Origin of the sequence: Rhodococcus sp. WB9 (assembly GCF_007558985.1) — a bacterium.
Lineage (GTDB): Bacteria > Actinomycetota > Actinomycetes > Mycobacteriales > Mycobacteriaceae > Rhodococcus_F > Rhodococcus_F opacus.
In genome coordinates this window covers 5,616,550-5,630,152 of sequence record NZ_CP041769.1, presented here as the reverse complement: position 1 = coordinate 5,630,152, position 13,603 = coordinate 5,616,550, and the positions used below count along the sequence as shown (strand labels likewise).

The 13,603-nt window shown below is 67.7% G+C and carries 14 protein-coding genes and 1 riboswitch; of the genes, 3 read left to right on the top strand and 11 right to left on the bottom strand.

Annotated elements, in window-relative coordinates; all coding sequences use genetic code 11:
* Positions 1-164: 164 nt before the first annotated feature.
* Positions 165-1,520: a wax ester/triacylglycerol synthase family O-acyltransferase gene (locus tag FND50_RS26335; RefSeq protein ID WP_039952828.1), complete on the top strand. Its 1,356-nt coding sequence runs from the start codon at positions 165-167 to the stop codon at positions 1,518-1,520.
* Positions 1,521-1,533: 13 nt separating this feature from the next.
* Here FND50_RS26335 and FND50_RS26330 read toward each other — a convergent pair whose 3' ends face one another.
* The 5 genes from FND50_RS26330 to FND50_RS26310 form a co-directional block, all read right to left on the bottom strand.
* Positions 1,534-2,346 carry an ABC transporter ATP-binding protein gene (locus tag FND50_RS26330; protein ID WP_005570526.1) on the bottom strand — a complete coding sequence of 271 codons (813 nt, stop codon included), beginning with the start codon at positions 2,344-2,346 and terminating at the stop codon, positions 1,534-1,536.
* On the bottom strand, positions 2,339-3,160 hold the full coding sequence (locus FND50_RS26325) for an ABC transporter permease (RefSeq protein ID WP_144287634.1): 822 nt from the start codon (positions 3,158-3,160) through the stop codon (positions 2,339-2,341). The genes FND50_RS26330 and FND50_RS26325 overlap by 8 nt, the downstream gene beginning before the upstream one ends.
* Positions 3,138-4,178 (bottom strand): ABC transporter substrate-binding protein, encoded by a 1,041-nt coding sequence (locus FND50_RS26320; RefSeq protein ID WP_005254141.1) that lies wholly within the window; start codon positions 4,176-4,178, stop codon positions 3,138-3,140. Before FND50_RS26320 ends, FND50_RS26325 begins: the two co-directional genes overlap by 23 nt.
* On the bottom strand, positions 4,163-4,885 hold the full coding sequence (locus tag FND50_RS26315) for a TenA family protein (RefSeq protein ID WP_144287633.1): 723 nt from the start codon (positions 4,883-4,885) through the stop codon (positions 4,163-4,165). The genes FND50_RS26320 and FND50_RS26315 overlap by 16 nt, the downstream gene beginning before the upstream one ends.
* Positions 4,879-4,974, bottom strand: a riboswitch (TPP riboswitch). (Overlaps the previous gene by 7 nt.)
* 57 nt (positions 4,975-5,031) lie before the next feature.
* Positions 5,032-5,709 (bottom strand): NrtR DNA-binding winged helix domain-containing protein, encoded by a 678-nt coding sequence (locus FND50_RS26310; RefSeq protein WP_144287632.1) that lies wholly within the window; start codon positions 5,707-5,709, stop codon positions 5,032-5,034.
* A 112-nt stretch (positions 5,710-5,821) separates the two neighbouring features.
* On the opposite strand from FND50_RS26310, the gene FND50_RS26305 reads away from it, so the two are divergent.
* On the top strand, positions 5,822-7,375 hold the full coding sequence (locus FND50_RS26305) for a carboxylesterase/lipase family protein (protein ID WP_144287631.1): 1,554 nt from the start codon (positions 5,822-5,824) through the stop codon (positions 7,373-7,375).
* Here FND50_RS26305 and FND50_RS26300 read toward each other — a convergent pair.
* From FND50_RS26300 to FND50_RS26275, 6 genes are all read right to left on the bottom strand, one after another.
* Complete coding sequence (locus tag FND50_RS26300) at positions 7,368-8,609, bottom strand: MFS transporter (protein WP_144287630.1); 1,242 nt, start codon at positions 8,607-8,609, stop codon at positions 7,368-7,370. The two genes, FND50_RS26305 and FND50_RS26300, sit on opposite strands and share 8 nt — an antisense overlap.
* 83 nt (positions 8,610-8,692) lie before the next feature.
* Positions 8,693-9,220 (bottom strand): DUF3558 domain-containing protein, encoded by a 528-nt coding sequence (locus FND50_RS26295; RefSeq protein WP_144287629.1) that lies wholly within the window; start codon positions 9,218-9,220, stop codon positions 8,693-8,695.
* The gene (locus tag FND50_RS26290; RefSeq protein ID WP_144287628.1) at positions 9,217-9,759 is read right to left on the bottom strand and encodes a DUF3558 domain-containing protein; all 543 of its coding nucleotides are present in this window, start codon (positions 9,757-9,759) and stop codon (positions 9,217-9,219) included. Before FND50_RS26290 ends, FND50_RS26295 begins: the two co-directional genes overlap by 4 nt.
* The gene (locus FND50_RS26285; protein WP_005252788.1) at positions 9,743-10,018 is read right to left on the bottom strand and encodes a GNAT family N-acetyltransferase; all 276 of its coding nucleotides are present in this window, start codon (positions 10,016-10,018) and stop codon (positions 9,743-9,745) included. Before FND50_RS26285 ends, FND50_RS26290 begins: the two co-directional genes overlap by 17 nt.
* 65 nt (positions 10,019-10,083) lie before the next feature.
* Positions 10,084-11,199: a DUF4185 domain-containing protein gene (locus FND50_RS26280; RefSeq protein ID WP_043943812.1), complete on the bottom strand. Its 1,116-nt coding sequence runs from the start codon at positions 11,197-11,199 to the stop codon at positions 10,084-10,086.
* Between the two features lie 182 nt (positions 11,200-11,381).
* On the bottom strand, positions 11,382-12,755 hold the full coding sequence (locus FND50_RS26275) for an FAD-binding oxidoreductase (protein ID WP_144287627.1): 1,374 nt from the start codon (positions 12,753-12,755) through the stop codon (positions 11,382-11,384).
* A 513-nt stretch (positions 12,756-13,268) separates the two neighbouring features.
* On the opposite strand from FND50_RS26275, the gene FND50_RS26270 reads away from it, so the two are divergent.
* A complete protein-coding gene (locus FND50_RS26270; RefSeq protein WP_011594545.1) occupies positions 13,269-13,598 on the top strand; it encodes a hypothetical protein in 330 nt (109 codons plus the stop codon).
* Positions 13,599-13,603 lie beyond the last annotated feature (5 nt).

Here is a 13,603-nt window from a genome sequence, read left to right as displayed (position 1 = left end):
TCCGGCCTCGGTGCCCATCGACTTGCTGCCTTTAGGTTTCCACCTCTTTGCGCCGTACGGTCTACATCGAAGTTGGTCGCACGGACGCTACGCCCGACGTAGCATCCAGGCAAAAGTCGTAATGGGATAGTGACCGAGCGGGGGTGAACGTCCAGGTGGGGATCATGCCGGTTACCGATTCGATATTCCTTCTCGGCGAATCGCGAGAGCATCCGATGCACGTGGGATCGCTCGAATTGTTCACACCGCCGGAGGATGCCGGCCCCGACTACGTGAAGTCGATGCACGAAACTCTGCTGAAGCACACGGACGTCGACCCCACTTTCCGGAAGAAGCCCGCGGGCCCCGTCGGCAGTCTCGGGAACCTGTGGTGGGCCGACGAGTCGGACGTCGACCTCGAATACCACGTGCGTCATTCGGCCCTCCCGGCCCCGTACCGCGTCCGGGAACTGCTGACGCTCACGTCCCGGTTGCACGGCACGCTCCTGGACCGTCATCGCCCGCTGTGGGAGATGTATCTGATCGAGGGTCTCGGCGACGGCCGGTTCGCCATCTACACCAAGCTGCACCACTCGCTGATGGACGGTGTCTCCGGGCTGCGGCTGCTGATGCGGACGCTGTCGACCGACCCGGACGTGCGCGACGCACCGCCGCCGTGGAACCTGCCGCGAAGAGCGTCGGCCAACGGAGCCGCCCCCGACCTCTGGTCGGTGGTGAACGGGGTCCGTCGCACGGTCGGTGAGGTGGCCGGTCTCGCACCGGCGTCGCTGCGCATCGCCCGCACCGCGATGGGGCAGCACGACATGAGATTTCCCTACGAGGCGCCCCGCACCATGCTGAACGTCCCGATCGGTGGCGCGCGCCGGTTCGCCGCGCAGTCGTGGCCGCTCGAACGTGTCCACGCCGTGCGGAAGGCGGCGGGGGTCAGTGTCAACGACGTGGTGATGGCCATGTGCGCCGGGGCGTTGCGGGGGTACCTCGAGGAACAGAATGCGCTACCGGACGAGCCGCTGATCGCGATGGTTCCGGTGTCGCTGCGCGACGAGCAGAAGGCCGACGCCGGCGGCAACGCGGTCGGGGTCACGTTGTGCAACCTGGCGACGGACGTCGACGACCCGGCCGAGCGTCTGACGGCGATCTCCGCCTCCATGTCCCAGGGGAAGGAACTGTTCGGCAGCCTCACCTCGATGCAGGCGCTGGCGTGGTCCGCGTTCAACATGTCGCCGATCGCCCTGACGCCTGTGCCAGGGTTTGTCCGCTTCACGCCGCCGCCGTTCAACGTGATCATTTCCAACGTCCCGGGACCGCGGAAGACCATGTACTGGAACGGGTCCCGGCTCGACGGCATCTACCCCACATCGGTGGTGCTGGACGGGCAGGCACTCAACATTACACTCACCACCAACGGCGGTAACCTCGATTTCGGTGTCATCGGGTGCCGCCGCTCGGTGCCGAGCCTGCAACGCATCCTCTTCTATCTCGAGACGGCTCTCGGCGAACTCGAGGCGGCACTGCTCTGAGAGGCCGCGTATTTCAGCGCCGGGCCGACTCCTGCTCGACGAGTGCCCGCCGGGATTCCTCGTGGAGCACCCCGAGCAGTTCGTGTTCGACGTCCGCGAACTCGGGCGACGTCATCATCGACAATTCGCGGGGACGCGGCAGGCCCACCGTCACCTCGCGCCGCACGGTCGCGGGCCGCGCGGACAGCACGACCACCCGGTCCGACAGGTAGACGGCCTCCCGGATGTCGTGGGTGATCATCAGCACGGTCCACCGGTAGCGCTGCCACACGTCCTGCAACCAGGTCTGCATCTCGGTGCGGGTCAACGAATCCAGGGCGCCGAACGGCTCGTCGAGCAGCAGCACCGGACGGTCCTGGACGACGGTCCGCAGCATCGCGGCCCGCTGTCGCATCCCACCGGACAGTTGGCTGGGGCGAGCGTCCTCGAACCCGCCGAGACCGAACACGGAGAACAGCTCCCGGGCCTTGTCCCGCGCCTGCTTCCGGGGCACTCCCTGCACCTCGAGTCCGAGGGTGGTGTTGTCGAGGACGGTGCGCCACGGGAACAGCAGGTCCTTCTGCGGCATGTACGCGCACTTGGCGGGCCCACTCCCCGCGGGACGCACCGGTTCGCCGCCGATCGTGACGGTGCCGGCGTCGGGTTGGTCGAGACCGGCGAGCATGGAGAACGCGGTGCTTTTCCCGCACCCGCTCGGGCCGATCACTGACACGAACTCACCCGGTTCGACGGTGAACGAGACGTCGTCGAGGACGGGCCGGATGCCGCCGCGGACCGGGAACCCCTTGCTCAGACCGGACAGTGCGACGCGCGCGGTCTCACTCATGCCGGGCCCTTTCGTTCTTGATCCACGGGGCGACGACGCGCTCGACCGCGAAGGTGAGCAGGTAGAGGCTGACGCTGATCACGGCGGTCACGAGCACCGCCGCCAGCACGAGGTCGGTGCGGAAGGAGTTCTTCTGCGTCGCCATGTAGATGCCGAGACCGGACGTGGCCCCGACGTACTCGGCGAACACGGCACCCACCACGGCGTACGTGATGCCGATGCGCAGGGCGGTGAAGAACCGGGGGATCGCCGACGGAAGCCGCACGTAGCGGAATTCCTGCCACCGTGAGGCACCCATGCTGCGCAACAACGCGCCCGCCTCCCGGTCGGCCGCGGCGAAACCCTCGATCAGACCGATCGTCATCGGGAAGAACGTGGCGAGGGCGATCACGAGAATCTTCGGCAGCAGACCGAATCCGAACCAGATGATCATCAGCGGCGCGATCGCGATGATCGGCAGCGTCTGCGACACGACGAACAGCGGAACGAACGCGCGTCGCAGCCACGGCGAGAAGTCCACGAGCACGGCGAGCGCCCACGCGAAGAGCAGGGAGACGGCGAACCCGATCAGCGTCACCTGGAGTGTCGCGGAGGCGTGACCGGAGATGGCGTCCCGCGCCCGCCAGCCCTGTTGGACCACCCGCAGCGGCGACGGCAGCACCTGCGGCCGGATACCGCTGACCGTCACGTACACCTGCCATGCGACGACCAGCAGCGCCGCGACCACGACCGCGGGCAGCACCCGCCGCAGCAGCGGGGACGCGCCCGGGGCCGTGGTGCGGAGACTGGGGTCAGGGCTGAGCGAGGTACTCATTGGTGAAATACGTCGACCAGTCGGGTTCCGTGGTCAGCGGTGCCCCGTCGGGGCCGGTGAGCAGGCCGTGCTTGAACAGGAAACCGGAGTAACCCGCCCACTGCTCGGCCGTCTGTGTCCCGACCTTTCCGGAACTGTCCTTCATGTACTCGGAGGACAGCATCTGCTGGCTCTCTCGCACGAGGGACTCGTCCGTGAAGGCGCCGGGGTTGGCGTCGATCAGTATCTGTGCGGCCTCGTCCGGCCGGTCGGCGGCGAACTGGTATCCGCGCTGCAGGGCCTGGACGAACTTGCGGGCCTGCTCGGGATGGTCGGCCATCCATTGCTCGTTGCCCTCGATGACGAGCGCGTACGCATCCGGGAAGCCGTAGTCGGTGTAGTGGAAGTAGCGCATCGGGGTGCCCTGGTGCTCGGCCTCGATGCCCTCCCAGCCGAAGAACGAGACGGTGAAGTCGGCGGTGCCGGAGTACACGGCCTCGTACGCCGAGGTGCCGAGCGTGACGGTGGTGAATTCGCCCTTGCCGCCGTCGTTCCGGATGATCTGCTTCAGCGTCTCCTCGCCGTCCGGGTCCGCGAACCCGGCGTAGATCTTGCCGTCCAGATCCCGGGGGCGGGTGATGTCGGCGCGATCCGCCTTCACCGCGATGCCCGTCGCCCAGTGCTGCAGCGGAGCCATCACCGACGTGGTCTGTGCGCCCGCGGCCTTCGAGAACGTCGCAGAACTCTGGAAGCTCACCCCGAACTCCGCGTTGCCGGCGTCGACCAGGGTGTCGGGCGAGGTGTCGTTGTAGGGCAGCACCTGCACGTCGAGTCCGGCGTCCGCGAACCAGCCTTCCTGCTGGGCGACGAACAGCCCGGTGTGGTTGGTGTTCGGTGTCCAGTCGAGTGCGAACCGGATGGTGTCGCCGGACTGCGAGTCACCGGCGCAACCGGTGAGCAGCGACAGGGCGGAGACCAGGACGACGGCTGCGGTGGCAGCGCGCTTGGTACGAGAGAAGAGTGTCACGACGCCGGCCATTCCTGCTTGTTGAGAGCGGTGTCCCAGAACATGTGTTCGTAGCGGCTGGCGATCACGAACGCCTCCGCCATCGCCTCACGCTGGGCATCGGTCGCGGCCTCGGCCGCGGCGTCCACGAGTTCGCGGGCCGTCGCGACGGCGGCGTGGAACTCCTCGGCGTCGTAGGTGGTCACCCACTGTGCGTAGGGGTGCGACGGGTCGGCGGAGAGCACCTCACGGGCGCTCGCCGCGAGCCGGTGCCCGACATCGGCGTAGATCCAGAAGCACGGCAGCACCGCGGCCGCAGCCACCGCGTACGACTCGGTGGCGGCGACGGCCGTCAGGTACGAGATGTACCCGAGGCAGGCCGGCGAATGCTGCGGCTCCACGTCCGACTCGGGGAGTCGTCCGCTGGTCAGCAGATTCTGGTGCAGCGTCGCCTCGACCGTGGCGGCCTCGGCGGCCGAGCCCGCCCAGAACCCGGCCTCGACCGGGCCCGGCGCATGCGCGGCGACCAGTGAGAGAGCCTTCGCGTACCCGGTCAGGTACAGGAAATCCTGCTCGATGTAAGTGCGGAACACGTCCAGCGGCAGCGTTCCGTCGCCGAGGCGGCGCAGGAACTCGAGTTCGTCGATCGCCTCGCGCAGCACCTTGGTCCGGTCCCACAAGTGGTCCGTGAATCGGGCGTGCTGGCCGGCGCCGGCAGCATCGTGGACAGAGCTATTCACAACGTTGACATCCCTTCGTCAGCATTACCTGAGCAGGTTCCCGGGTGTGTTCTCAGCCCCGCCTGTGCGGAGCACCCCGTGTCAGAACAAGCCGACCCTAGCACCGGCCGTGCCGCGGGTGGAAAGGCCCGGGTCGGTCGACGGGCTCAGCCGGCGAGAAACGCGGCCGCGGTCGGCGGGAGAGACGCGGGGCCGCGCCGGTAGATCTCGGCGGGCCGGCCGGTCCCGACGACGGCCATGTCGCCGGTGTTCTCCAGGGCCGGCCTCATGTGCCGCCGGAACGAGTCCTTCGGCAGGGGACGTCCGAACACCACCTCGTACACCCGGCGGAGTTCGAGCACCGTGAACGTGTCGCCGGCCAGGCCGGACGGGTCGACGGCCCGCGCGTACCGCTCGCGCAGGTCGGCGACGGCGAGGGCGACGACGTCCGCGTGGTCGAACGCCATCTCCTGCGTCACCCGGTCGTCGTCGACGGTGATCAACATCGTGTCGCGGGGGAGCGCTGTGCGGGGCAGCGCGGCGCCGTGCGTCATCGACAGCACCCACCCGCGATCGTCGCGGCCGGGGTCGTCGAGCATCGCCAGCTGATGGAATTCGGTGCCCGTCAGCCCGGCCGTGATGCGCAGGCACCGCTCGGCGGCGTCCCGCAGTCGTTCACCCTCGTGGAGGAAGGTGCCGGGAAGGGTAAATTGGCCTGAACGGCGAAGAGCCACAAGCACTTTCAGTTCCGTTCCGTCGACGGTGAGGACGGCGACGTCGACCGCCACGGAGGGGCGCGGATAGTCGAGGAGGCTCCTGCCGTCGGAATCGGTCCATGCGGCCACGCAGGAATGTTAGCGCACGGTTGATCTATCTCGCGTTCGATCGGTCCTGCCTGCTATTCGTTGGTAGTTTGGCGAGAGATTCCCGGTACGTGCTGCGTGAGGAGATTCGTCCGTGGAGGTCGACAAGTCCGGCGACACGCTCGTCGTCCGTGCCCGGGACGGCGAGGTGCGTGGCTATCCCGAGGGCGACGTCTACGCGTGGAAGGGCATTCCGTTCGCCGCGGCGCCCGTCGGCGACCTGCGGTTTCGCGCGCCGGTCCCGCCCGCACCGTGGGAAGGTGTGCGCGACTGCGTCGACTTCGGCCCGATGGCGCCGCAGGGGCATGGCACCGCCGTCCCCATCGATGCGGGACTCGAGATGGACGAGGACTGCCTGTCCGTCAACGTCTGGGCCCCGAGACCCGACGGCACTCCGCGGCCGGTGATGGTGTGGATCCACGGCGGTGCCTACTGCCTGGGAACCGCAGCCCAGGGCATCTACAACGGGCGCATCCTGTCCACCCTCGGCGACGTCGTGCTGGTCTCGTTCAACTACCGGGTGGGAGCGCTCGGCTTCCTCGACCTGTCGTCGTTCTCGACGGCCGAGCGGGTGTTCGAGACCAACTGCGGGCTGCGTGACCAGGTCGCGGCCCTCGCATGGGTGCGCGACAACATCGCATCGTTCGGCGGTGACCCGGACGAGGTGACGGTGTTCGGCGAGTCGTCCGGAGCCGGGTCGATCACCACGCTGATGACGTGTCCGAGCGCCGAGGGGCTGTTCCACCGCGCGATCGCCCAGAGTCCGCCCGCCACGTCGGTCTACGGGAGCGAGCGGGCGGCCACCGTCGCGAAACAGTTCCTCGACATCCTCGAGGTGGAACCCGGGCAGATCGACACACTGCTGCACCTTCCGTACCGCACGGTGATCGAGGCCAGCGACACACTCGTCAACGAGGTGCCGACGAGGATCCCGGGCACGCTCGCCATGGCACCCGTGGTGGACCGCGACTTCCTGCCCCGCTACCCGGTGGCCGCGTTCCAGAAGGGCTACTCGCACCGCATTCCCCTCATCATCGGTTCCAACAAGGACGAGTCGTCGATCTTCAAGTTCATGAAATCGCCTCTGCTGCCGGTCACTTCGGATTCGGTGCAGGAGATGCTGAGGGCGATCGCGACCGATCACCCGGAACTGCCCGCCGCCCGCCTCGCCGACATCCTGTCTGCGTACCCGGACCGCGGAAAAGCGAAGGGCGCGCTCGCGATGTCGCGGGACGCCGCGTTCCGGATGCCCGCCCTGTGGGTGGCCGACGCCCACAGCCGGCACTCGCCGACGTGGATGTACCGGTTCGATCAGGCCACGCCGATGCTCAAGGCCGCACGGATCGGAGCCGGCCACGCCACCGAACTCCCGTACGTCTTCGGCAATTTCGACACCCTCAACATCGACCCGACGTTCTGGCTCGGCGGCCGGAAGACGGCGCTCGAGGTGTCGGGCCGGATCCAGCGCCGGTGGCTCGCGTTCGCGCGGCACGGTGTCCCCGCCGCGTTGGACGGGTCCAAGCACTGGGCCCCCTACGACGAGGAGAACCGCTCGACGTTGCTGATCGACGGCGCGGACACCCTCGTGAAGGACCCGGACCACGAGATGCGGATCGCCTGGGGCAACGACGTCATGGGGTTCAACTGACGGGCACCTTGTCGTCGAGTTCCTTCAGTACGGGCAGCGCGAAGCATGCCAGCCCGATGATCAGGACCGGGATCGCGAGCACGAAGAACGTCGGCTGGATTCCCCACTTGTCGAGGAGGGGACCGGCCAGCAGGTAGCCCAGCGGGCCCGCGGCGTACGCGGTGGACGTCATGACGCCGGTGACCCGACCGCGCATGTGCTCCGGGCTGCGAGTCTGCATGGCGTAGTTGGCGATCGGGCCGACCGGACCGAACACGAGACCCTGGAGGAGGGCCAGCGCCAGAATCGCCCACAGCGGCGGCAGGAACGCCATCGCGACCATGGCCGCGCCCAGCACCGTCACCGCCACCACCATCAGCGTCCTGCGCGACAGGAACGGCGCGAGCGGTCCGTACGCGAGGGCGCCCACCACGCCGCCGATACTGAGCGCCATCAGCACCGAACCCAGCTGGGCGGGCTTGTCGAGTTCGGTGAAGTACACCGGGAACACCACCGATTCGACGGGCATGTACAGCGCGAGCACCGCCATGTCCACGAGCGCGATCGTCCGCAGGAGCCGGTTGTGCCACACGAACTTCAGCCCCTCGAGCGTGCCGTGCCAGATGGACGTCGGGCGCGTGGACGTGTCGGGTCTGGCGGCGTTCTCCAGTCGCAGGAACGCGATGGTCACCACGGACAGCACGAAGCCGACGGCGGTGACCCACAACGTGTTCACCGCACCCACCGTCGCGATGAGGACACCGCCGATGCCCGGACCGACGAGATACGCCACGTTGTAGTTCGCCTCGTAGAGGCTGTTCATCCGGTCGAGGGACCACCCCGCCGACTTCGTGGCGGCGGGCAGCATCGACTCCCGCGCCGCGATCCCGGCCGGATCGAACGCGGCGCCGATCGCGGCGAGGACGGCGATCACCGTCACGGTGAGGCCCGTCGTGTTCGCGATCACCGGGATGGCCGCCGCGGACAGGGCAGACAGGCAGTCGGAGATCATCGACGTGAGGCGACGTCCGAACAGGTCGACGAACGTGCCCGCGAACAGGCTCGACACCAGCAGCGGAAGGGTGGCCGCGCCCGCGACGATCGCGGCGTCCGACGCGCGACCGGTCCTCTCGAGCACGAGCCAGGGCAGCACGACGATCGCGATGCCGTTGCCCGTGGACGAGAACAGCGTCGCGAGGTTCAGGAGGATCAGGGGCCCGAACCGGCGAGTCACAGCCGTCTCGGTGGCGGTCACGGCAAGGGTCCTCTGGTCGGCTCGATCGGTGGTCCTTCGACGCTAACAGCGAGGTCGTGGCCACCGCGAGCGAATTTCGGCCGCTACTGGTTGCGTTGCAGGGTCAGTTCGGCGAGGGTGCGCGCACCGTCGCACGGATCGCCGGTACCCGACCGCTGCTGCACCCACCACGTGATGACGCCGGAGTAGGCGGCGGTGATCCCGCACGTCGCCGAATCACCCGGACGCCGGGCGCTGAACGCCGACGTGCCCGCGACCGACGTGGTTTCCACCTGATAGCCCAGTTGGTCCGCCACACTCCGCTCCCGTTGCAGCGAGTTGTTCTCGAACCAGCCGAACGTGACGTCGATGGATCCGGCGGCGGACGACACCGTCCACATGCACACCGCGCCGAAGAAGTACTGGTCGATGCCGGCGCCGTGGAGGGTCTCCGCGATCTTGTCGTTGGGGACGGCGTCGCACTCGCGGAGGAGTTTGTCGAACTGCGGTGAGCCGCCCTCTTCGGAGGCGGCCGCGCCCTCGGGCAGGGGACTGCCGGTGACGGAGGTGCCGCAGCCGGCGAGCACCACCGCGGACGCCACCGCCGCGGCGAGCCGGCGGGCGGCGCTCACCTGACCTTCTCCAACGTCAGCCGGCCGAGCGCGGTCGGGGCCGCGCACGGATCGGAGGGTGCGGTGCCCGCGCCGTAGCGGACCAGCCAGTGCACGAAGTCGGAACCGGTGCCCAGCGCGACCTCGCAGAACCCGACGTTCTGCGAGGAGAACCCGCGGTGCCCGGCGATCTCGAGGTCGTGGACCTCGTGACCGATGCCCTTGGCCACCGACCGTTCCCGGTCGATGGGGCTGCCGCGGTACCAGGTGAACATCACGTACCGTTCGCCGCCGTCCGCTTCCCACCGGCACTTGATGCCGTTGCGCGACACCGGGGTGAGCCCGGTGATCCCGGCCCGCTCGTACACCTCGGCGTCGGTCAGCGAGCCGCATTCCCCCACGAACGCGCCGGGTTGCGCGGACACCGACGTCGTCGGCGCGGACGCCGCCGGAGCGGTCTCGGAACGGTCGCCGGCACCGCAGCCGACCAGTACGACCGCCGCGGCGACCACACATATCGCGCGGACGGTCAGGCGGACCGGGTCAGACGAGCTCCGCATAGCTCGGATTCTCGGCGATGTACTTCTCGACGTACGAGCACGACGGAATCACGGTGAGCCCGCTGGCCTTCGTGTCGTCGAGGGCGGCCTTCACCACTTCCGCGGCCAGACCCTGACCACGGAACTGGGGGTACGTCACGGTGTGGTGGAAGTCGCGGGCACCGTTCCGCTCGAAATAGTCGGCGTATCCGGCCAGCTGGCCGTCGAGGTAGATCTCGAACCGGGATTCCGACACGTCGTGCTCCACCGTGGCCGCCACAGACCGCTCCTCTGCTCGTGTGGCGTGCGCGCTGTCCCGCGCACGCTGTCACCCGCAGATTACCGTCAGTCGGCGAGGTTGGTGCGCAGCAGCATGACGTTGTAGTCCGACCAAGTGGTGGCCAGGAAATACAGATCGGATCCCTGCGACCACGGGTGCATGTACGCGCCGTACAACTCGGGCACGTCCCGGCTGCTCACGAGCACCTCGGGTTCGCTCCAGCCGGATTCGAGGTGGTCGGACCGGCGCATGACCACCGAATTGCCGGCGTCGGTGTACATCGCCACGAACTGACCGAGGTACTGGTTGAACTGCACCGACAACTCGCTGACGGGTCCGGGGATGACCGGTGCGGCGACGGTGGCGTTGGCCTTCACCCACGCCTTGCCGTCCCAGTATTCGTACAGCGTGAGGTTCCGGATGTCCGCTTCCTTCACCCGCGACAGCCGGGCGTCGCCGGAGCGACCCGACGGCGTGCCGAACGCGTAGACGAATCCGTCGTGCTTGACGTACGAGCCCATCTGGAAGTTCTCGGCGCCCGTGCCGGGCACGTTGGGCCGCAGCGTCAGGGGGTCGGTGACCCAGTTCTCGCCGTTGTCTACGGAGTATGCGATGCCGGACGCGTTGGTGTCCCATTCGCCGGGGGCGCCCCAGCTCCGCACGGACATGTAGTTGATGTACTGCGTCGCACCGGGACCCTCGCCGACCGAGATGCCGGTGGTGGGGATGACGGTCTGCTCCACACCCGGGATCTTCTTGCTCTGGATGATCTCCTTGGAGTGGTTCGGGGTGTCGATCGGGGAATTGTCGATGCCCATTCCGTCGGTGAGGTCCTTGTCGGAGCTGCGCAACAGGATGTTGCTGCGCCAGTCGCCGACCAGACCGCACAGCGGATTGTCGCTCAGTCCGACGGTGTCACCGAACGCGGTGAGGATCTCACCTCCGCCGTTGTCCCACATGATGCCGAGGTCGGTGCCGAGCACCCGGAACCTGCCGATCGTGTCGTTGGAGCTGCGCGGCCCGGTGATGTGCGCGATAGCCTGAGTTTTGCCACGTAGCTCGGGAAGGCGACCGTCGCTTCCGTTGAGCCAGGGAATGGGGTTGATGCCCTGGTTCGAGCCGCTCGAGCCGAGGCTGCCGGTTCCGAGGCACGGGGCAGCCGTGGCAACAGGGGGCGTCATCGTGAAAAACGTGCAGGTAGAAGCGAGTAAGGCGGGCATCGCCAGGGAGGCGACACGGCGGAGTCTGGTCACGAGCGCACCTCTCTGCGAGGAATGGAGTCGGGTCCGGTCACGCTAGCAATACCTCACCTGTCACACCAGCCCCTAGGGTAACCATTGGGTATCGCACCCGGCCCGAGTAGCTACAGGATCGCTCCGGGGTTGAGGATCCCTAGCGGGTCCAGTGCGTTCTTGATCCGCTGCGTCAATTCCATGACGTCCTCGCCCAACTGGTCGGGCAGCCAGGCCTTCTTCAGCCGGCCGACGCCGTGCTCGCCGGTGATCGTGCCGCCGAGAGAGAGTGCGAGGTCCATGATCTCGCCGAAGGCGAGGTGAGCACGCTCGGCCATTGGGGCGTCCTCGGGATCGAACACGATGAGCGGGTGCGTGTTTCCGTCGCCGGCGTGCGCGATCACCGCGACCATCACGTCACGCTCGCGGGAGATCGCCGCGATTCCCTCCACCAGCGCAGGAAGTTTCGGGAGCGGGACCCCGACATCCTCGAGGAGCAGGCTGCCGAGACGCTCGACCGCGGGGATGGCGAATCGTCTTGCCGCGGCGAAGGCTTCGCCCTCGTCTGGGTCGTCGGTGGTGAAGACCTCGGACGCGCCGCTCGCCGTGCAGGCGTCCGCCATCACGGAAATCTCTTCGGCCGCAATCGCACCGGGCGCGTCCGAGCGCGCGATGAGCATCGCCTCCGCCGTCCGGTCCAGGCCCATCTTCAGCGCGTCCTCGACGGCGCCGATGGAGGTGCGGTCCATGAATTCGAGCATCGACGGCCGCAGCGTGCGGGTGATGGCCAGGACGGTGTCGGCGGCGGCCTGGACGGAGGCGAACGACGCGACGAGGGTGCTCGACGGCGGCTGGGCCGGGATCAGTCTCAGCGTCGCCTCCGTGACGATGCCGAGGGTTCCCTCGCTCCCGACGAACAGCTTGGTCAGCGACAGGCCGGCCACGTCCTTCAGTCGCGGCCCGCCCAGGCGCACGTCCGTCCCGTCCGCGAGAACGACGCGCAATGCGAGGACGTAGTCGGTGGTGACGCCGTACTTGACGCAGCACAGGCCGCCGGCGTTGGTCGCGACGTTGCCGCCGATCGAGCACATCTCGTACGATGACGGATCCGGCGGATACCAGAGCCCGTGCTCGGCGGCGGCGGCCTTGACCTCCGCGTTGAGCAGTCCCGGTTCGACGACGGCGATCCGCGTGACAGGGTCCACCTCGATCCGGCGCATGCGTTCGGTGCTGACCACCACGCAGCCCGCCACGGCGGTGGCGCCGCCGCTGAGCCCGGATCCCGCTCCGCGCGGGATCACGGGGACCCGGTGCTCGGTCGCCCAGCGCATCACCACCTGGACTTCCTCGGTGGTGGTCGGACGGGCGACGGCGAGGGGGAGGACGGCGTCGGGATCGCGCGCCCAGTCCTGGCGGTAGGAGACCAGGATGTCCGGATCGGTGACGAGGCATCCCTGGGGGAGCGCGTCGGCGAGCGTCGCGAGTGCGTCGTCGGTGACCGTCATCGTGACTCCTGAACTGCGGGTGTCGGAGGCCCCGACGGTAACCCAGCGGGCCACCGGTGTCCTCGAATTGGTCAGGCGTCCAACTGAACCGATTCCGACCCAATTGTTCGGATATCGCTCCAACCTGGACGTTCGGCCTGGAAGTGAGACCCCAATAGTCCATCTGTTGGTTACTTACGCGTAGGAGTCTCACGATGTGGGATCAGGGGGGTGAATTTTTTCCGAGGTTCCGGCGATGGGGTATGCAACCGGGTCCGGAGGAGAAAATGCAGGTAGGGGCGTCCCGCGAACCGCGAGGAACCGGACGAATCGGGTGTAACACAGGTCACATTCGTCACTCCGTTACCGGATCGTATCGACCAGGCAATGCAAAAACCCACTTCTACGGGTTAGCGTCTTGCATCGTCAAACACCGGCGAGGCGTTACACCCAAACGGAGATTCTCACGAAATGTGAGCTAGAACACGGTTGGGGCCGGGTTTTGCCGCACCGACCCTGGAAGGACCCGCACCGATGAATGCACTCCACCGAGATCCCAGCAGCTACATCTCCGCGATGTTCTCGTACGAGTTCCTCGACGGTGGTATCGACTACGATTCCATCGAACAGATCCACCGTGGCGAGTTCGACGAATGGATCTTCGCACTGGCCGGTTCGGGGTTGTTCACCAACGAGGAAGTTCGGTCCATGGTGCAGGAATGGCGCCTGAACCCGAAGACCCTCCTGAACACGCTCCTCGCCGACGCCGACGAAGTCACCGCCAAGCGCTGCGAGGTCACCTGGGCCGCACTCGACCGTGTCGCCCCGTTCACTCCGTCCGTGCCGGTCGCCGTCTTCGGCTGAAGGCC

Bases quoted from the DNA above. Each gene is read 5' to 3' on its own strand.
- FND50_RS26335 (WP_039952828.1), top strand. From the start codon at position 165: ATGCCGGTTACCGATTCGATATTCCTTCTCGGCGAATCGCGAGAGCAT.
- FND50_RS26330 (WP_005570526.1), bottom strand. From the start codon at position 2,346: ATGAGTGAGACCGCGCGCGTCGCACTGTCCGGTCTGAGCAAGGGGTTC.
- FND50_RS26325 (WP_144287634.1), bottom strand. From the start codon at position 3,160: ATGAGTACCTCGCTCAGCCCTGACCCCAGTCTCCGCACCACGGCCCCG.
- FND50_RS26320 (WP_005254141.1), bottom strand. From the start codon at position 4,178: ATGGCCGGCGTCGTGACACTCTTCTCTCGTACCAAGCGCGCTGCCACC.
- FND50_RS26290 (WP_144287628.1), bottom strand. From the start codon at position 9,759: ATGCGGAGCTCGTCTGACCCGGTCCGCCTGACCGTCCGCGCGATATGT.
- FND50_RS26280 (WP_043943812.1), bottom strand. From the start codon at position 11,199: ATGACGCCCCCTGTTGCCACGGCTGCCCCGTGCCTCGGAACCGGCAGC.
- FND50_RS26275 (WP_144287627.1), bottom strand. From the start codon at position 12,755: ATGACGGTCACCGACGACGCACTCGCGACGCTCGCCGACGCGCTCCCC.
- FND50_RS26270 (WP_011594545.1), top strand. From the start codon at position 13,269: ATGAATGCACTCCACCGAGATCCCAGCAGCTACATCTCCGCGATGTTC.